Origin of the sequence: Oryzibacillus soli (genome assembly GCF_051594765.1) — a bacterium.
In the GTDB taxonomy this organism is placed as follows: Bacteria; Bacillota; Bacilli; order Paenibacillales; family NBRC-103111; genus Paenibacillus_AR.
This window is the reverse complement of sequence record NZ_JBPPGJ010000010.1, coordinates 18,599-37,034: the sequence shown is the minus strand read 5'-3', so window position 1 is coordinate 37,034 and position 18,436 is coordinate 18,599. Positions and strand designations below refer to the sequence as shown.

Here is an 18,436-nt window from a genome sequence, read left to right as displayed (position 1 = left end):
GGAGATGAAGACAAAGACTTATCGGCTTGGCTTGGGATGGACTCTGCTCCTGGCAGGGGCTGTGGCAGGGACGGCTTGCGAGCGTTCGGCAGAGCCCGGGCTTCCGACAGCTCCTGTGGCGACGATGACGGCATCGCCCGCGCCGGGAGAGCAAGCCACCCCACGCGCTGCAGCCGGCACCACGGCGCCGGACAGCGGGAGCTGGAGGCAGACGGCTCCGGTCCGGGTGATGGAGGACGTGCGCTCCATCGGCACGGGAAGAGTGTTCGATGCCGCCGGCTACGGCTGGAGACCGGGTACCTCCTACGCGGTGACCGGAGACGGAAGCGCTTGGGTATGGGGGTACCGGGGGGAACGGGGCCAGGCCGATTACCCCGTGAAGCTGAACGTTCCCGGCGAGGTGCAGCAGATCTCGGGGGACTACGTCCTTACGACAGACGGGCAGGTGTGGAAGTCGGAGGCTGCCGGTACCGGGTTCGTCAACGTTCCGGGCGGCACCGGCGTGCAGAGCATTCAGCATCTATGGGATATGAGCGGAACCTTGTTTCTGCTGAAGGGGGATGGGACGGTGTGGCAGCTCCCCCCGGACGGAACAGGGCTGAAGAAGCTGGAGGGGACCGGGAAGGCCCGCGCGATCTATGGAACGGCCTTCTCCTTGTTCGTCGTGGATGACGCGGGGAAGCTGATCTACTACAACGGACTCCAGGGGAGCCTGCGTCCGGGCGTTACCATCGGAGGGCTGCCGGAGCCGGTGATGCAGCTGGCTGCAGGCTACGGAGATGAAGCGCTGATTCGGACCGCCAGCGGGGCTCTCTATGAGTTCCGCGAAGAGTCGGTCCCTCCGGTGCGGAGAGAAGCGGCGGACCATGCGAAGGCCATGGCGGCTACGGGCACGGGAGTGTTCGTGATCGCCAAGCCGGACGGGACGGTATGGGGATGGGGCCGCGCGCATGACAATCTGTTGGGTCCGGGCAGAGACGGAATGGCGGAAGAGCCGGTTCCCCTTGCCGGACTTCGCGGAATCGTAGAGCTGCAGGCCGGAACAGACCATATCTTGGCCCGGGATGACCAAAGCCGCGTCTACACCTGGGGGAGCAATATGACCGGGCAGCTGGGAAGGCTGCCGATGTGGTTCGACGGCTGGACGGAACGGGGCCGTCTGGATCGGGTGAAGGCGGTCTCTACCCGGCTGCCCAAGCCGTATCTGATCCGCGAGGATGGAACGGTCTGGGGGATGGAGGCCGGAGGAGCTTTTTACCAGGTGGAGGGGACCGGGAGGGTCCGGACTGTTACGGGCTTCTCCGGGATTCCGGTGACTGTGGATGAGGAAGGTAAGGTTCGGGTATGGGGGCCGTCCTTCGGAGGCTTCCAGGAGCTGGACCTTCCTTACCGGGTGAGAAATCTAACGGCGGGGGATGACGGTCTCCTGCTGGAGCGGGAGGGCGGCGGCTTCGTCAGGGTGAAGCTGAGGCCCGTGACGGCGGAGAGCGGCGGCCGGACGGTAACGGTCGGGGCCCAGGTGGAGAGCACCTCGACCGTGGAGGCGGAAGGGGAGTGGACGAAGCGGGTCAAGGCGATGTACGCCAACTCCTACGCATACCTGGTCTTGACCGAGACGGGGGAGGTGTACTACACCGACGGCGGGACAGCCGGCCCCTATGTCTTCCGCCCGGTGGCAGGCTTGCCCCAAGTGAAGGAGCTGGCGCCGGAGGCTTACGTCCGGTATACGCTGGAGCCGTCCGTGGTCCGGGCGCTGAGCGTGAGCGGAGTGGTGTTCGAGTTCGGGATGAAGCCGGTCCTGGACGCCGGGACCCTGAAGGGGGTGGAGCTGGGGACACCCGAGATCGTGGACGAAGGAATCCAGGCCGTCAGCGGGAAGCTGCAGGTGGCCTTCGACGGCACGATCCGCTATGACCCTGGCAGATGGGGAGGGAAGGACGCCGTTCTAACGGCAACAGAGCCGATCCGGCTTCTTGCCTCGTACTACAACTACGCCATTGAGGGTCCGGGCAGTCACTACCATCTACTGGTCACGGAATCCGGCAGGGTGGCCCTGCTCGGAGTGAACCCGTGGGGCGGGCAATCCGCTGTGCCGGAGCCCGTGGTGGTGCCCGTGAAGTGAACGGTCCATCGCGGGCCGCAGCGGGGACCGGGCGAATGGACGAGCGGAGGACAAATGCTTCCTAGATATAGGCAAAATTGAATGGAGAGCTGCCGCGACATATCGCCGGCAGCTCTTATAACGTTATCAGGCGGGATATTTACAAAAAAGAGGAAGGAGCTAATCGGAGAGCGAAAAATACAATATATGTGAATTTAGTGTTGGTGTAAGATTTTCCAGGTAAGAGGATGATTTGGGAGGTAACAGGATGTCATTAGAAACGATGAAGGACTCAGGCGATATTCTCACAATGTTGGATTCCCTAATGAGAGAACCGGCTCCATTTTGGAATGGTTTTTACAGTGATAGAACAAAGAAGATTCCATTCTTTGTAGATTATCCAGATGAGAATTTAGTATCTTATATAGACTCTGGAATAGTACAAGGGGGGCGGATGTTAGATTTAGGTTGTGGGCCGGGGAGAAATTCCATCTACGCAACTTTAAACGGGTTTATAGTAGATGCAATTGATATTTCTGAGGAGGCCATAGCTTGGGCCAAGGAAAGAGCGGATACTAAGAAAATATCTGTAAATTTCATGTGTAAGTCAGTATTTGATTTGAATCCCATTGAGGAATATGATTTCGTTTATGATTCAGGTTGCATGCATCATTTGTGGCCACACAGAAGGATCGGGTATATTCAGATGATTCATAATGCTCTTAAGAGTGGAGGTTACTTTGGTTTAACTTGTTTTGCCCCTGGTTTTACTGATAAAGGAGGGGCATTTGAATTAAGTGATTATGAAGTATACAGGGAAAGAAGCATGAAAGGTGGACAAGCTTACAGTAAAGAGAAGCTAATTGATATATTAGGAAAGCATTTTGAATTAATTGAATGTAGGATGATGAACGAATGTAGTCAAGACGAACACCAATTTGGAGTAAGTTTCTTGTGGGCTTCGTTATGGAGGAAGAAATAATTTGAAAGATAATTCTTGATTTTCTTCTCTTGGAAAATCAATTGGGCTACAACAATCATCAACTTGCAAAATACATCCCTAGAAAATAAACAATTTGAACCAGTTGTTCTAGAAAAGGATGAAAATGACTGGATTCAATGTAAGCTGAACGAGAGTTCCTTTGAAGGGTTTGGCGGTCCTTCTAACCTTGAGGAGATAATCACTGTTTTCAAAAACTGGGTGGAATTTGAATTAATCTAACGAAGAACTTTACTTCGACGGGATCTTTAGCTGCCAAGCAGTTAAGGATCCCATTTTTCGTTAAAGTAATGGGCAGGTTTGCGTAGTATTTCGTGTTGTTTATTTCCACCAAATGGGATAATGTTAGTATAGTCTGTCTTAAATAGAGGTGTCAGGGCTGAGAAGTTTAAAAAGAAGTTCATATGTAAAAATTGTCGGTTTCATTATTTTGTTTGGAGGTATACTTCACCCTATTGGTGTAGCCCCTAAGGCCATATATTTCTTTACGGAATTACCAGGTTCCATCATATTATTTTTTGGCTATTGGCTAAATGCAAAGAAAGTAAAAAAATAAATCTAACGACAAACAGGCTGCCGCGGACATCACGGCAGCCTTCGCTAAAGTAACGGGGAGTTTACTTAATAACATGAGTGTGGTGAAAATAGTAATTGTTATAGAGTGCGAAGTTAATAAAATTGTGGTGGTGAAGCTGTGAACATAGTATATAATGACGAAAAAAAGGATTTACCCTCTGAGCAACTGCATCGCTTATTCAAGTTGGTGGGTTGGGCAGATGGAGCGGAGAATTCTGATATGTTAAAGTACTTCAATATGCCTTTTATAAATTCAACACTTGTTATTTCAGCATGGGAAAATAACCGCTTGGTTGGAGCCGTGAGGGTATTAAGCGATAAAATAATAAGGTCTATCATTTATGATTTAGTTATCGACCCAGAGTTTCAAAACAAGGGAATTGGTCAGGAACTGGTAAAGCGATGTATTGAACACTTTCCAAACTCAGAGTGGGCAGTTCAAACAACTGAAGAAATTTCATGTTATTACCAAAAAATTGGCTTCAAAATCTATAAAGATGTTTTTTTGAGTATACCGTCAAGATGGCAATGAGTACTATGTTTTAGTATTGTGTAACTAGGAGGGCAAGAAAAACTGCCCTCTTTGACTACGGTGAACCGTATCATTAAATAGAAACAGGGTTCTTCCGCTAACGGAGAACTTTACTTGAATGGGATCTTCAGCTGCCCATGCAGTTAAGGATCTCGTTTTTTCGTTGAAGTATGGGCATATTTGCATAATAGAGGAAATCTTATTGCTCGCGTGGAATTATGTGATATTTTATATTTTTCTTATCATTCTGTTGGTGACACTCATGATAAATCAGACCTGAGGACAGACTGGCGTTTACCTTTAAGCTCTTACATAACCTGTTAGTTCCATTTGCCACTGTATAAGGTGGGGCGTTCTTATTTACCTCGACTTTTGTTTTCGTCGGAAAAAGTTGGTATTGATGTTGATGATCTTTAACGTTGGGTTCGTCTGAACCTTTTCATAGCTTTGCAAATTGTAAAGCCAATGTGCGATCAAATACATCGAACTCAAAATAAAGAACGAATATGTATAGGCCCAATTCAACTTTTTGTACATTTGAATGGATGCAAGTATAGGCATACCTATATACGCTGATACTCCGGCATATATTATTGCCTTAATTATTGCTATAACCTTTGGTTTAATTTGAATGAAGAACATGGCAAATACGGGTAATACCGAAAGTCTAAACGAGAAGCTTAAAGTTGGGGATGGGACAACTTTTACCGGATACGACCACAAGCCGAACTCAATGCCCAACGTATCCAAAACGGCTGAAAAAATCATTACAAAAAATCCTGCACATAGAAGCCGACCGGTACTTTTCCTATCCCTAAAAATAAACCACGTAACCCAAGGTAATACAATGAGCGCTACACCGAACCACCATCTCCAAGTGAAAATAAAGGTGCTCATTATTACATCTGTGACGGTACTATTAGCGTCGACTATTTGTTGATTCGCTTCATTAACCTTCTTCAAGCCTTCATCAAAGTCCATATTGCGTTCCCCTTACGGTTTTTTTATAATTTGTACCATTTTAGATCTTGCTATCCATAGCAAACGACGCTTGTAAGAACGAATTTAGCTAACGGAGAACGATAGTTGAATAATGACATCATGAGGCTGCCGGGTATTCTACCGGCAGCCTTTGCTCACCTAATGGGCAGAATAGTTACAAAAAAAGGGAAAACTATATTTCTGTCGAATTCTGTGTTGTAGCTCCGTGTAGTGAGTCTAAAGATATGGAGGAGAGCGTTTGAACAAGATTTTTACAGTATTAGGATCACTCATGATCCATGCTACTAGTAAAGTAAAAAAATCCTTCGCATTCACCGTCATTCTATCTGTTCTGTTGTCAGGCTGTCAGAAGGACGCATCTGTTTCTAACGGGGAAACTAGCCCGGCAGCTGCTCCAGTGGGAACGGCTTCTCCGGTCGTACAGACGTCTGTTTCCTTAGAAGCAACGGCAGCAACCGAAGCTTCCATCGCATTTAAGGAGCGGGAGCCCGACCGGACTGAAGAAAATATTACAGAGCTAATCCGCAGCTACCAGCGAGAACTGGTTCATGCGATTAATACGAATACCTTCTCTTATGTGGAGCCCTACATTATACCAGGTAGCAGCTTGTACCAAGCTCAGAAGGAGCTAGTGGCGAGCCTGTATGCACGCAAAATCAAGGAGCATTTCGTGGATTCGGAGGTCTATAACTTTACCTATGACCAAGATCGTTACAAAGTGGAGGTAACGGAGCAGGTTGGGGTTGGTGTCGCAGAAAAGGGCGAGAAGATTAACAACTACCAGTGGATTTATACAGTGGAGCCGTCCGGTGGGAAGTTGAAGCTAAGCGGTCTGGAGGTATGGAAGACTTACGAAAAGGACATGAAACAGCGGAACGCAGGCGCGAAGGCAAACGGATATTATGCGCGGGAGTTGATGCAATCTTATTCCGCCCTGTTGGAGTCGTCCGTCAACACGTTGGATATTACTGACTTGAAACATATCTCATCTAACGAGACGGTGCTGGAGAGACAAAAGGAGTTGATTTGTAAGCTGCGATCCTTCGGCAAGGACTACACCATCCAAGCATCCATCGAATCGGAGGATACGGAAAGTGAAGATTATATCCTTGAATTTCGATATCGGTACAAGGACTTTGAGGGCCGCGAACAAACAGGCAGCGAGAAATTGTTCTTTCAGTTGGGAGAAATTCGTAAGCACTATCGGGGCCGAGCCGTGATCGAATATATCTCGGGTACCGATTCTCTTCCAGCACTGCAGGATGCCGGAGGTACGGTTCGCTATAAAATACTTCGTATGCATCCCTCCATGCCGGAGTATTTGCTGCGTATATACGCCCGGCCCGATGAGGTGGGGCGCCAAAACGGTCGGTATGTCACCGAGCAGATGGATCTTCTGCTAGTCGATCCAACGGGGGAAAAGGTTCTTCAGAGGATTCCTGTCGAACAAGCGTACACTTGGGGCAAAAGTGGAGTTAACCCCGTAGTCGAGGATATGAACTTCGACGGTTACGAGGATATTCGGATCCAAAACGGCACGCCAGCGGGGCGGAATATTCCCTATCTCTATTGGTTGTGGGATCAAGGGACTGCGTCCTTTGTACCGAATAAGGATCTGGAAGAGATCGTCTCCCCAGTATTCAATCCGGTGTCTCGGACTATTGAAACTATGGAACGGGTTGGCGCTGGGGCCTACTGGGAAGGCACTTACCAGTATAAAAATGGCCGTCCGGTCTTAATCAAGAAGGTTGAAAGAGTAGTGGATCCCGAGAAGAAAGTTTGGGTCATTTCCTTGAGTGAAGAAATAGGCGGGCAAATGAAAATGAAGAAGCAATATGAAGAACCGTTAATGGATGAGTAAGTGTAAACTTCACCACTTGCCTGATCAGCCGCTAACTACTCAAATAACAAAAATACGATAGTACAACAAACGTCAAAAAACAGCAGTCTACCAAACGATCGATTGCTATATGTATTGAACGGTTCTACCCACTTGAATCCAGGTCGTTGCTTGCTGTATAATGACAGCAATTTAATAACCTATTGTATAACCTCAATAATATGGTTTGAGGGTCTCTACCAGGAGCCGTAAAATCCTGATTACAAAAATGTGTATCTCAGATACATGTTTTTGTGATCGGGATTTTTTTATTACTCACAGAGTCAGGAGTGTAAACGATGGAGCAAAACGTTTCAACTTTGCGTTCGCGTATCCGAGTCGCTGCCAAACAGGATCCAGCAGATGTGGTCATTCGTAACGGACGTATTGTTAATGTATTTACAGGCGAACTGATGACAGGCGATATCGCAATCACAGGAGGGATCATAGCCGGCATCGGAACGTACGAGGGAAAAGAAACCATCGATGCGGATGGACGGTATATCGTGCCGGGATTCATCGATGGTCATGTCCACATCGAAAGCTCGCTTCTCACGCCACAGCAATTTGCTCGTGTGCTGCTTCTGCACGGGGTTACAACGGTCGTGACGGATCCGCATGAAATCGCAAATGTCGCAGGTACTGCGGGGATTCAGTACATGCTCGATGCTGCCGAACATTTGCCGATCGACTGTTATGTCATGCTGCCTTCCTGTGTGCCGGCAACCCTGTTCGAAAGCAACGGCGCACAGCTTGATGCGGAGCACCTAAAGCCGTTCTACAGTCATCCCCATGTACTGGGATTGGCGGAAGTAATGGATTATCCCTCCGTAGCCAATACGGAAGCTCGTATGTTGAATAAGCTTATAGCGACTCAACAGGCGGGTGCCCTCATCGATGGACATGCTGCTGGGATCAGCCGTGAGGGGTTAAATGTATATATGGCTGCCGGCATCCGAACAGATCATGAAAGTATCAGCCCGCAAGAAGCGCAGGACCGACTTGATATGGGTATGTATGTGATGATTCGTGAAGGGACAGTAGCCAAGGATCTTGATGCGCTGCTTCCTGTCGTCACACAGCGGAATGCAAGACGCTGTCTGTTCGTCACCGACGATAAACTGATCGACGATTTGGTAAACGATGGCAGCATCGATCATATCGTAAGACTCGCAGTGGCCAAGGGACTCGATCCGATCACCGCCATTCAGATGTCGACGCTCAACACGGCGGAATGCTTCCGCCTCCATCAGCATGGTGCGATCGCAGCAGGATATCAAGCCGATTTGCTGTTGCTCGACGATCTGGAACAGGTAAAGATTCATCAAGTGTATAAGCGAGGGCGTTGCGTCGTGGATGCAGGCAGGTTGGTGGAGGAAGAGGATCTGCCGAAAAATCCGATTGGCAGCTTGAGCGGCTGCATGCTTGGACTGAACGCTCAAAAGGTCGAACCATCAAAGCTTGCAATTCCACTCAAAGGTAATCTGTGCCACGTCATCGAGGTCATTCCGAACTCGCTCGTAACTCATCACCGAATCGAACAGGTCGATGTGAAGGACGGAATGTTCTCGCCATCCATAGACAAGGACTTGTTGAAGCTAGCGGTCATCGAACGGCATCATGCGACGGGGAATGTAGGCGTTGGCATAGTCAAAGGCTTTGGACTCAAACGAGGAGCGATCGCAACCACCGTAGCGCATGACTCCCATAACATCGTGGTGGTCGGAGCATCCGACGACGAGATATTGTCCGCAATCGAAGAAGTCACGCGCACCGGCGGCGGTGCCGCAGTCGTAGCGGGCAGCGAGGTTCTCGCTTCCCTGCCGCTCCCGATTGCCGGATTATTGTCCGACCGGTCCTATGGGGAGGTATACGAGGGGTTGATGAAGCTGGTGAAAGCGATGTCTGAAATCGGAGCCTCGCAGGCTTTTAATCCGTTGCTGACCTTGTCCTTCCTGACACTTCCCGTTATTCCGCATTTGAAGCTGACCGATAAAGGCTTGTTTGATTTCGAATCAAACTCGCATATAGCGATAGAAGCGTAATAAAGCGGGTATCCGGCTAGAGCAGAGGCGTTCCCCCAGGCTTGGGGGACGGCTCTTTTTTCGTAGGCAAGCTCTTGTCCCCGGCTGAATATGATAAAGAGGAAATCCAGGAATCATGTGGAAATGGTAAGGTACTATTCCTGCAGCGAGGTACGAGATGAATCTAATAACGGAAGCTTATGTGGACAGTCTGGCGATGAATGCAAGCGCGATCAAGAACGGGAAGGACCTGGTCAAGAAGAACAGCTTCCCGAAGCTATGCCGCTCGGAGGACGATACCCTCCTGTTCGGAGAGTGCAAGGGCAGCGGCAGCGAACCGTACCGCTGCTCGGTGGATCTGGCGAAGGAGGGGCAGCCCGTGTTCCGGTGCTCCTGCCCGAGCCGGCAGTTTCCCTGCAAGCACCTGCTGGGGCTGATGTATGCCTATGCCGGCAGCAAGCCCTTCGAAACGGCACCGATTCCTCCTGATATCCTGGAGAAGCGGGAGAAGGCGGAGAAGCGCGAGGAGAAAAAGGCCGAGGCCGCCGCCAACCCCGCCGAAGCGCCCAAGCGCAAGCCGAACAAGTCGGCGCAGGTGAAGAAGCTTGCCGCCCAGCTGGACGGCATCGCCCTCCTGGAGAAGCTGGTCCTGCAGACGGCCCAAGCCGGGCTGGGCAGTCTGGACAAGAAGATGCTGCAGACGCTCGACGACCAGGCGAAGCAGCTGGGCAACGCCTATGTGCCGGGGCTTCAGACCGCCCTGCGGGAGCTGACGGCCCTCCTGAGATCCGACGAGGACAAGGAGCGGGTCTATACCCAAGCGGCAGAGCAGCTGTGCCTCCTTCACACCCTGGTGAAGAAGAGCCGTGATTATTTGCAAAATCGGGCCGCCGACCCCGAGCTTCCCCCCGATACCGACTCCACCATCGAGGAGTGGATCGGACGCGCGTGGCAGCTGGCGGAGCTGAGAGAGCTGGGCCGAACCAGATCCGGTCCGGAGCTGGTGCAGCTGGCGTTCCGCTGTTATAGCGACATGGCGCGCGGGGAGTATGTGGATGAGGGCTATTGGGCGGATGTGAGCCCATCCTCTCCCGGAGGCGTAGTCGTCACCCGGACCTACCGTCCCTTCCGGGCGGCCCAATATATCAAGGAAGAGGATTCCTGCTATGAGGTTATGAAGGTGAAGGAGCTGTATCTGTACCCGGGTGAGCTGAATCCGCGGGTGCGTTGGGAGGAGTCTGTTCCACGCCCCGTTGCCCCAGAGGATCTGGAGGCGGTCCGTTCCCAAGCCGTTTCCGGGTTGGCGGAGGCGGTGAAGCAGGTGAAGAACCAGATTAAGAACCCGCTGTCCGAGAAGCATCCGGTTCTGCTGGTCGCTTCTTCCGGAATCCTGCAGGACAGCAGCGGCGTCCCGGTTCTCGTGGATCCACAAGGGAAAACCATCCTGCTGTCCGATCTGCCCTCAACCGGCAGGCCCACCACCCCGCTGCTGCCGCTCTTGAAGCAGGACCAGCTGCGGGAGTCTGCGGTTCTGCTCCGGTTCGGTCAGGACCGGGAGACGAACCGTCTGACCGCACAGCCGCTCAGCATCATAACCGGTACCGGCATCGTCCGGCTGCTGTACTGAACCGGAGGAGGAGAAGCCGATGAGCATGGAGATCTTGTACGAATTAGACCGGGACGTTCGCCGTCTCATGATTGCCGGCAGTGCAGTGGCAGCCGGAGATATGAATCTTCGGAGGCAGCTGCCGCCCCTGATTAAGCTGGGGGAAGCCTCGCCCGTCTTCAAGCGGCTGGCTCAGGTGGTGCAGGAGCTGCTGGAAGCGGGCCGGGACGAAGGGGCCGCCAAGCTGCTGGAGCTGGGGACGCTGCTGAACTCGGTGCTGTATACCCAGGGCAGGACTGAAGCGGCGGGGGAGCTGGCTCCTCTGCCAGGAACGGACATTCAAGCGTCCACCGCCGTTCCTTACCGGAAGCTGGCTCCGGCCTTGGAGGCATTGACCACCAAGGGCCAAGGCAGGCTGGAGACGCTGCGGCAGGCTCATGAGGCGGGCTGCCTGAAGGATCTGCGCGTCCTTCCTGCCGCAGTCGCCGCTTTGGGGGACAGCTATCCCGACGTGGCGGAGTTCGTCCAGCAGGCGGTGCTGCCCGTCTACGGCAGCGATGCCCTCCCTGTACTCCGGGCGCAGCTGAACCTTAACGGGGGTCGTGGAGATGCCCGCAGGCTGGAGCTGATGCTTGGTCTGATAGGCTCCGAAGGGCTGGAGCTGTACCTGGAGGCGGCGCGGGAGGGCTCGCCGGAGGTACGGGCTGCCGCCATCGAGCTGCTGGGCCACTACCCGGAGCAGGAGAGCTTCGTGCTGGAGCTGGCGGAGGAGAAGCGGAAGGACTTGCGCCGGGCGGCATTTGACGCTTTGGCACGCTTGGACACCACACGCGCGAGGGAGCGGCTCTTGCGGGCGCTGGACGGCAAGGACCGGGAGCTGGCCGTGGAGCCGCTTCGCCGGATGCGGTCGGAGGAGGTGAAGCGGGGGGTGCTTCGCCATGCGGAGGCCGCTTGGGAGCAGCTGCTTAGCGGAGTGCAGCGGGAGGAAGCCGTCGCCTCGCTGCATATTGACCTGGTCTGCCTTCAGGGCTGGGATACCCCAGGGCTGCTGGAGCTGCTGCGTAGGGTCATTGCCGCTCCTGAATTCCTCGCTCCGGATACGGAACGGCTCCAAGAGGAAGCCATCCGGCTGCTGCTGGCCATGGAGGCGCCGGAGGCCGGCCTCTTCGCCCTGGAGCTGCAGCAGTTGCATCAGGGACGTTTTATCGGGGCCAGCCTGGAGGCGGCTGTCCGGATTCTGCCGGCGGAGCAGGTCTACGACCGGTTCGCTCCGGAGTTCAAGACCAAGCGGTCCGCCAAGACGAAGGAGCTGCTTCGGGTCATGAAGGAGCGGATTCCGGATATCGACAGTCAGCTGGAGGCCTCCGAGGAAGAAGGGGAATGGATCCTCGAGTGGGATTCCCGCTGGGTGCCGCTGTTGATCGACATCGACGATGAGGATTTGGTGGCCCGGCTCGTGCGGCGGCCGGACCGGAAGGCTGTGGACTACTTGATCCGCAAGGTGCGGGAGAGCAAGGATTTTCAGAAGTGGGGTACGGTGGAGAGCCTGCTGGCCTTGTTCCGGCTTGGCGCCAAGGAGGCGCCGGAGCTCTTGATGGACACATTGGAGCACAAAGGCGGGCGTCCCTACTATTACATGGACCGGATGAGGCTGGCGCTGCTCGGCATGCTGCCGGCGGTCTATGCAGACCGGCTGCGGGCATATGGCGAGACGCTGGCATATCCCAGCTTGAAGATGCAGGTGCTGGAGATCGCGGAATCGCTCCCGGAGAAGCAGCCTGCAGTGGAGAATGAATCGGAGGAAGGGACGGGGATATGGGCATGGCTGAAGAACAAAATGTCTTAAGACTTCCGGCGGAGCGTCTGTATGCGAAGGAGCTGGAGGCCATCAAGAGCGCGGACCGGGATGCCCGGCCCACAGGCTGGCAGCTCTCGCCGAAGGGCGTGCTGACCTTCTTGACCGGAGGGAAGGCCGGCGGCGTCTCCATCACACCCAAGTACATCGGGAACAAACGGCTGGTGGAGATGGCCATCGCCACCCTGCTGACCGACCGGGCCTTGCTGTTGATCGGGGAGCCGGGCACGGCCAAGTCCTGGCTGTCGGAAAATCTGGCCGCCGCCATTCACGGCGACTCCTCCAAGGTCGTACAGGGCACGGCAGGCACCGGCGAGGAGCATATCCGCTACTCGTGGAACTACGCCATGCTCTTGGCCCAAGGCCCTTCGGATGCGGCTCTCATCAAGAGCCCCATCTGCCGGGCCATGGAATCCGGGACCCTCGCCCGGTTCGAGGAGATCTCCCGCTGCGCCTCGGAGGTGCAGGATGCGCTCATCTCCATCCTGTCGGAGAAGACGATCTCGGTCCCGGAGCTGGGACGGGAGATCCCGGCTGTCCGGGGCTTCTCCGTCATCGCCACCGCCAATACGCGGGACCGGGGGGTCAACGACATGTCGGCAGCCTTGAAGCGCCGCTTCAATATTCTCGTCCTGCCGTCCCCGTCGGATCTGGAGACGGAGGTGGACATCGTCCGCAAGCGGGTCGGGGAAATCTCGGCCAGCTACGAGCTCCAGGCGGAGCTGCCGGAGGACGAAGCGGTCCGCAAGGTGGTGACGGTGTTCCGGGAGCTGCGCAGCGGGATGACCCTGGACGGCAAAGAGAAGGTGAAGCCGACGAGCGGGGTCATCTCCACGGCGGAGGCCATCTCCCTCTTGACCGGCAGCATGGCGCTGGCCGCCAGCTTCGGCAACGGGAGCGTCACCGAGGAGGATCTCGCAGCGGGTCTGCAGGGAGCCATCGTGAAGGATGACGAGAAGGACCGCTTGGTCTGGAAGGAGTACCTGGAGAATGTGATGAAGAAGCGGGGGTCGTCATGGCGGAGCCTGTACAACGCATGCTCGGAGATCAACGGTTGAGCACGGGCGGGGATCACGCTGCGGAAGGCGCGTACTCCGGCTGTGGAGGAAGCGTGGCTGCGGAGGAGAGGGATGCGGTCTGTGATTCGGACGGGGTACCCTTCCATGTATTCGGCATCCGGCATCTGTCTCCGGCGGGAGCGTTCCACCTGCGCCGGTTCCTGGAGGAGATTCGGCCTACGGCCATCCTCGTGGAGGGGCCCAGCGACGCCAACGGGTACATCCGGCAGCTGACTCAACGGGGCGTGGTTCCGCCTGTCGCCCTGCTGGCCTACACGGAGAAGCTGCCGGTCCGGACGCTGCTGTATCCGTTTGCCGATTATTCGCCGGAGTATGAAGCCTTCCGCTGGGGGAACCGGAACGGGGCTGAGGTGGCATTCATGGATCTGCCGTCGGATGTTTCCCTGGCGCTCTATGGGAAGAGGAGGGAGCCAGTAGAAGGCGGGGCGCCTGACGGCGTGGAGACGGGGGAGCTGGTGACGGAGCAGGAGGACCCGGATGAGCAACGGGAGAACCGCCGTCGGATGATCCGAAGCCAGCACGATCTGTACGCGGCCATTGCGGAGCTGTCCGGAGAGCCGGATTACGAAGCCTACTGGGAACGGCATTACGAGCACACCTCCAAGGTCGGGGCTTACCGGGAGGCCATCCGGGCGTTCTCCCTCCAGCTTCGGCAGTTGACCGAGGACGAGGAGCGGGAGCTGGCTCCGGGTGAAGCGGCATACAATGAGCTTCGTGAGGCTTATATGCGGCGCCGGATTCAAGAGGTCTTACGGGCCGGGCATGCCCCGGAGAAGCTGGTGATCGTGACGGGGGCGCATCATGCGTCAGCACTTCGCCCGGACCTGCCCGCTCTTACGGATGAGCAGGTGAAGCGGCTTCCGCGCGCCGGAACCAAGCTGACGCTCATGCCCTACTCCTACTACAAGCTGTCGACCCATTCAGGCTACGGGGCGGGAAACCAGGCGCCGGCTTATTACGAGCTGTTCTGGCAGTGCCTGCAGCAAGGGGATCCCGGCCGGCTTCCGGCGGTATACCTGTCTCGAATAGCCGGCTACCTGAGGGGGAGCGGCACTCACCGTTCCACGGCCTCCGTCATCGAAGGGGTCCGGCTGGCGGAGGCGCTGGCCTCTCTGCACGGAGGCAGCCGGCCCACCTGGCGGGATCTTCGCGATGCGGCTGCCGTCGTATTCGGCTACGGAGAGCTGTCCGTCATTGCAGAGGCGCTGGCCCGGGCGGATGTGGGGACGGCCATCGGCAGCCTGCCGGAGGGAGTCAGCCAGACGCCGATTCAGGATGATTTGAAGCGGGAGCTGAAGCGCCTGAAGCTGGACAAATACAGGTCTGCCGTTGCCGCCAGCCTGGAGCTGGATCTTCGGGAGAACCGCAGGGTGAAGTCGGAGGAAGCGGCTTATCTGGACCTGAACCGGTCCGTGCTGCTCCACCGGCTGGAGCTGCTCGGCATCAGCTTCGCCAAGAAGGCGAGGCTGAGCCAGGACTCCGCCACCTGGGCGGAGCAATGGACCCTGCGCTGGACGCCGGAGGCGGAGATCGAGACGGTGGAATCCACCCTGAAGGGGGAGACGGTGGAGCTGGCTGCGGCTTTTGTGCTTCACGAGAGGCTGCAGGAGTGCGCCGACATTGCGGAGGCCGCCCGGATCATCCGGAGCGCTTGCGACTGCGGGCTGCCCAGTCTGATGGAGCAGGCCCGGAGCGTGCTGCAGCGCCTGGCGGTGGATGCGGGAGACTACGGACAGATCGCGGCCACGGCCTATGATTTGTCCGTCATCATCGGATACGGCACCATCCGACGGACGGATACGGACTCGCTGGTGCCGCTCTTGCAGCAGCTCTTTCTTCGGGGGGCGCTGCTCCTGCAGGATGCGGCGGCCTGCAATGACGAGGCGGCTAAGGGCATAGCCCAAGCCATGCAGCTCCTGCATACGGTGGCCCAGGAGCATTATGCCGTCGTGGATGAGGGGCTGTGGCTCACGAAGCTTCGGGAGCTGGCTTCCCGGGACGACCGGAACGCGAAGCTGTCCGGGCTGGCTTTTGGCATCCTGATGGAACGGGGGGAGGTCTCCGAGGCATCTTGCGGGACCGAGGTGTCGCGGCGGCTGTCGCCCGGCATTCCTGCGGATCTCGGAGCCGGCTGGTTCGAGGGTCTGGCCATGCGGAACCGATACGCGCTTCTGTCGCGGGCCTTCCTGTGGAAGCAGCTGGATGCCTACATTGCCTCGCTGGAGGGAGAAGCGTTCCGCCGGTCTCTCGTCTTCCTGCGGAGAGCCTTCGGGGCCTTCGAGCCGAGGGAGAAAGCGGACCTTGCGGAGCTGATGGGAGAACTGTGGGGCCTTGGCGGCCAGGCTGCCGGGGAAGTGCTTCAGCAGCCTCTTAGCGAAAAGGAGAAGGAGACATTGGATGAGCTTAATGACTTTGATTTCGGGGATTTGTAGCCGATGACAGGGGACCATGCAGAGCAGATCAGACGGTGGCGGCTGATCCTCGGGCAGGCCTCGGAGGAGAAGCTTCAAGCCCTTTCCGGAGCGGGGGCCGAAGGGCTTCTGGATGAGGAAACGAGGCTGATGGACGAAGCGTTGGCAGCCATCTACGATGAGACCTCTTCAGCGGCTGGCGGAGGCGGCGGTCGGGGACCAGCCGGTGCAGGAAGCTCGCGTTCGGCAGGGCTGGGCTCATCCTCGCCCAAGCTGGCCAAATGGCTGGGGGATATCCGGACCTTCTTCCCTCAAGATGTGGTGTCGGTGATCCAGTCCGATGCCATCGAGCGCAAGGGGCTGACACAGCTCTTATTCGAGCCGGAGCTTCTCTCCCAGGTGAAGCCGGATATTCAGATGGTGGCCACCTTGATGGCCTTGAAGGGCCGTATTCCGGAGAAGACCAAGGACACGGCACGCCAGCTGGTCAAGTCGGTGGTGGACGAGATCGTGAAGCGGATGGCCGAGGACCTGCGGCGCGCGGTGACGGGGGCTCTGAATCGGAGGAGGCATTCGCCGATTCCTTCCGTAACCGGGCTCGATTGGGGCACCACCATCCGCAAGAATCTGAAGCATTATGACCTGGAGCGGAAGCTTCTGGTTCCGGAGAAGGTCTACTTCTATGATCGGGCCCGGAGGAGCAAGGAATGGACCGTGATCCTCGATATCGACCAGAGCGGCTCCATGGCCGGCTCCGTCATCTACGCCTCCATCGTCGGCTCCATCTTCGCCAGTATGCCGGCGCTGGACACCCGGGTGGTGGCCTTCGACACGGAGGTGGCGGATCTGAGCGAGCAGTGTGCGGACGATCCTGTCGATATGCTGTTCGGCATCCAGCTTGGAGGCGGAACGGACATCAACAAGTCGGTGGCATACTGCGGATCGTTCATCACGGATCCGAAGAAGACCCTGTTCATCCTGGTCTCGGACCTGTACGAGGGAGGGAACCGGTCGGAGCTGCTCCGGCGCATGGAAGAGATGGCACAGGCCGGCGTGAAGGTGCTCTGCCTCCTGGCTCTGTCCGACCAGGGTATTCCCTCCTATGACGACGCGGTGGCCAAGAAGCTGGCCTCCTTCGGCATCCCCTGCTTCGGCTGCTCGCCCGACAGGCTTCCCGAGCTGGTGGAGGGTGCGCTGAAGGGGCTGGATCTGCAGGCCTTGGCGAAACGGATGGGGGACGGAAAAGGAACGGCGGGGTAAAAGATAGAACAGATGAGGCGGGGAGGCGCAAGGCGGCCTTCCCGTTTCGCTTCCCGTCGAGTTGGACATGACTAATGAGGCTGTACATATCCCTGAGAGGTGAACCAACTATGGAAAAACGCCCATTCGGCCGAACCGGTGCCGAATTCCCTATTCTGAGCTTCGGCGCCCAGCGTATTGTGGACGAGCACCAATGCACCGAGGACGAAGCTATGGCCATCGTGAATCGTGCCATCGATGAAGGCATCACATACTTCGATACGGCCCCGAAGTACTCCAACGGCCAGTCGGAGGAGCGGCTGGGCAAGTCCTTCGGGAAGCGGCGCGACCAGGTGTGGATTGCCACCAAGACTCATGACCGCACCCGCGACGGCTCCCTGCGTCTATTGGAGGGCAGCTTGAAGCGGCTGCAGACGGATCATGTGGAGGAGTGGCGCCTGCATCACGTGACGACGATGGACGAGGTGGACCAGATCTTCGCCAAGGGCGGAGCCATGGAGGCGCTGCTGGAGGCGAAGGAGCAGGGGCTCGTCAAGCACCTGAGCATCAGCGGCCATACGGATCCGAGGGTCCAGCTGGAGGCGATCGAGCGCTATCCCTTCGACAGCGCCCTTGTGGCGGTATCGGCCATGGATCATCTGATCTACAGCTTCGCCCATGAGTTCCTGCCGGCGGCCAACGCCAAGGGAGTCGCCGTCGTGGGCATGAAGCTGCTGGCCCTGGGCGCTCTGGCCCCGTGGTATGAGAAGGCGCTGCAGTATACCTTCTCGCTGCCCATCTCCACCGCCATCGTCGGCATGGAGTCCATGGAGCAGCTGGAGCAAAATCTGGCGGCTGCCCGTGCCTTCAAGCCGATGACCGAGCTGGAGCAGCTGGAGTTCTTCAAGGAGATCATCCATCTGGCCAATCCGAACGTGCTGAAGTGGAAGGCGCAGGGCTGGAATTCCGGCCAGTGGGTCACCCGCTAGTTATGCGGAGAAAATGGGGAAGCCCCGGAGCTATTAAGCCCCGGGGCTTCTTGCTATGGAACGAAGGCCATCCGTGGCCTTGAGCCCCGCGCGGGGAGCCGCGTCCGGCGGCGCGCTCCCCCAACTCTAACACCTGGAAGGCC

Annotated in this window: 13 protein-coding genes and 1 riboswitch; of the genes, 12 read left to right on the top strand and 1 reads right to left on the bottom strand. The window is 56.5% G+C overall.

Annotated features, from left to right (window positions below):
* Window positions 1-4 precede the first annotated feature (4 nt).
* From ACSEXW_RS14940 to ACSEXW_RS14925, 4 genes are all read left to right on the top strand, one after another.
* On the top strand, window positions 5-2,122 hold the full coding sequence (locus ACSEXW_RS14940) for an RCC1 domain-containing protein (RefSeq protein ID WP_438446974.1): 2,118 nt from the start codon (window positions 5-7) through the stop codon (window positions 2,120-2,122).
* A 247-nt stretch (window positions 2,123-2,369) separates the two neighbouring features.
* Window positions 2,370-3,083 carry a class I SAM-dependent methyltransferase gene (locus tag ACSEXW_RS14935; protein ID WP_438446973.1) on the top strand — a complete coding sequence of 238 codons (714 nt, stop codon included), beginning with the start codon at window positions 2,370-2,372 and terminating at the stop codon, window positions 3,081-3,083.
* Between the two features lie 15 nt (window positions 3,084-3,098).
* Entirely contained in the window at window positions 3,099-3,323 is a 225-nt protein-coding gene (locus tag ACSEXW_RS14930; RefSeq protein ID WP_438446972.1) for an Imm53 family immunity protein, read from the top strand.
* 472 nt (window positions 3,324-3,795) lie between these two features.
* Window positions 3,796-4,209 carry a GNAT family N-acetyltransferase gene (locus tag ACSEXW_RS14925; protein ID WP_438446971.1) on the top strand — a complete coding sequence of 138 codons (414 nt, stop codon included), beginning with the start codon at window positions 3,796-3,798 and terminating at the stop codon, window positions 4,207-4,209.
* Between the two features lie 360 nt (window positions 4,210-4,569).
* Here the strand turns inward: ACSEXW_RS14925 and ACSEXW_RS14920 are convergent, their stop codons facing one another.
* Window positions 4,570-5,190, bottom strand: a complete 621-nt coding sequence (locus ACSEXW_RS14920) for a CBO0543 family protein (protein WP_438446970.1) — start codon at window positions 5,188-5,190, stop codon at window positions 4,570-4,572.
* A gap of 259 nt (window positions 5,191-5,449) precedes the next feature.
* Here ACSEXW_RS14920 and ACSEXW_RS14915 point away from each other — a divergent pair, with 259 nt between their 5' ends.
* The 8 genes from ACSEXW_RS14915 to ACSEXW_RS14880 all read left to right on the top strand — a co-directional run bounded on the left by ACSEXW_RS14915 (window position 5,450) and on the right by ACSEXW_RS14880 (window position 18,293).
* Window positions 5,450-7,072, top strand: a complete 1,623-nt coding sequence (locus ACSEXW_RS14915) for an XAC2610-related protein (protein WP_438446969.1) — start codon at window positions 5,450-5,452, stop codon at window positions 7,070-7,072.
* 162 nt (window positions 7,073-7,234) lie between these two features.
* Window positions 7,235-7,334, top strand: a riboswitch (purine riboswitch).
* A gap of 55 nt (window positions 7,335-7,389) precedes the next feature.
* Window positions 7,390-9,135, top strand: a complete 1,746-nt coding sequence (gene ade / locus ACSEXW_RS14910) for an adenine deaminase (RefSeq protein WP_438446968.1) — start codon at window positions 7,390-7,392, stop codon at window positions 9,133-9,135.
* Between the two features lie 157 nt (window positions 9,136-9,292).
* Complete coding sequence (locus ACSEXW_RS14905; RefSeq protein ID WP_438446967.1) at window positions 9,293-10,741, top strand: SWIM zinc finger family protein; 1,449 nt, start codon at window positions 9,293-9,295, stop codon at window positions 10,739-10,741.
* A 19-nt stretch (window positions 10,742-10,760) separates the two neighbouring features.
* Complete coding sequence (locus tag ACSEXW_RS14900) at window positions 10,761-12,566, top strand: HEAT repeat domain-containing protein (protein ID WP_438446966.1); 1,806 nt, start codon at window positions 10,761-10,763, stop codon at window positions 12,564-12,566.
* Window positions 12,542-13,633 (top strand): ATP-binding protein, encoded by a 1,092-nt coding sequence (locus ACSEXW_RS14895; RefSeq protein ID WP_438446965.1) that lies wholly within the window; start codon window positions 12,542-12,544, stop codon window positions 13,631-13,633. Before ACSEXW_RS14900 ends, ACSEXW_RS14895 begins: the two co-directional genes overlap by 25 nt.
* Window positions 13,612-16,086 carry a DUF5682 family protein gene (locus ACSEXW_RS14890; RefSeq protein ID WP_438446964.1) on the top strand — a complete coding sequence of 825 codons (2,475 nt, stop codon included), beginning with the start codon at window positions 13,612-13,614 and terminating at the stop codon, window positions 16,084-16,086. The genes ACSEXW_RS14895 and ACSEXW_RS14890 overlap by 22 nt, the downstream gene beginning before the upstream one ends.
* 3 nt (window positions 16,087-16,089) lie before the next feature.
* The gene (locus tag ACSEXW_RS14885; RefSeq protein WP_438446963.1) at window positions 16,090-17,325 is read left to right on the top strand and encodes a VWA domain-containing protein; all 1,236 of its coding nucleotides are present in this window, start codon (window positions 16,090-16,092) and stop codon (window positions 17,323-17,325) included.
* A 110-nt stretch (window positions 17,326-17,435) separates the two neighbouring features.
* Window positions 17,436-18,293: an aldo/keto reductase gene (locus tag ACSEXW_RS14880; RefSeq protein ID WP_438446962.1), complete on the top strand. Its 858-nt coding sequence runs from the start codon at window positions 17,436-17,438 to the stop codon at window positions 18,291-18,293.
* Window positions 18,294-18,436 lie beyond the last annotated feature (143 nt).

Bases quoted from the DNA above. Each gene is read 5' to 3' on its own strand.
- ACSEXW_RS14920 (WP_438446970.1), bottom strand. From the start codon at position 5,190: ATGGACTTTGATGAAGGCTTGAAGAAGGTTAATGAAGCGAATCAACAA.
- ACSEXW_RS14895 (WP_438446965.1), top strand. From the start codon at position 12,542: ATGGCTGAAGAACAAAATGTCTTAAGACTTCCGGCGGAGCGTCTGTAT.
- ACSEXW_RS14905 (WP_438446967.1), top strand. From the start codon at position 9,293: ATGAATCTAATAACGGAAGCTTATGTGGACAGTCTGGCGATGAATGCA.
- ACSEXW_RS14935 (WP_438446973.1), top strand. From the start codon at position 2,370: ATGTCATTAGAAACGATGAAGGACTCAGGCGATATTCTCACAATGTTG.
- ACSEXW_RS14885 (WP_438446963.1), top strand. From the start codon at position 16,090: ATGACAGGGGACCATGCAGAGCAGATCAGACGGTGGCGGCTGATCCTC.
- ACSEXW_RS14890 (WP_438446964.1), top strand. From the start codon at position 13,612: ATGCTCGGAGATCAACGGTTGAGCACGGGCGGGGATCACGCTGCGGAA.
- ACSEXW_RS14940 (WP_438446974.1), top strand. From the start codon at position 5: ATGAAGACAAAGACTTATCGGCTTGGCTTGGGATGGACTCTGCTCCTG.
- ade (WP_438446968.1), top strand. From the start codon at position 7,390: ATGGAGCAAAACGTTTCAACTTTGCGTTCGCGTATCCGAGTCGCTGCC.
- ACSEXW_RS14900 (WP_438446966.1), top strand. From the start codon at position 10,761: ATGAGCATGGAGATCTTGTACGAATTAGACCGGGACGTTCGCCGTCTC.
- ACSEXW_RS14880 (WP_438446962.1), top strand. From the start codon at position 17,436: ATGGAAAAACGCCCATTCGGCCGAACCGGTGCCGAATTCCCTATTCTG.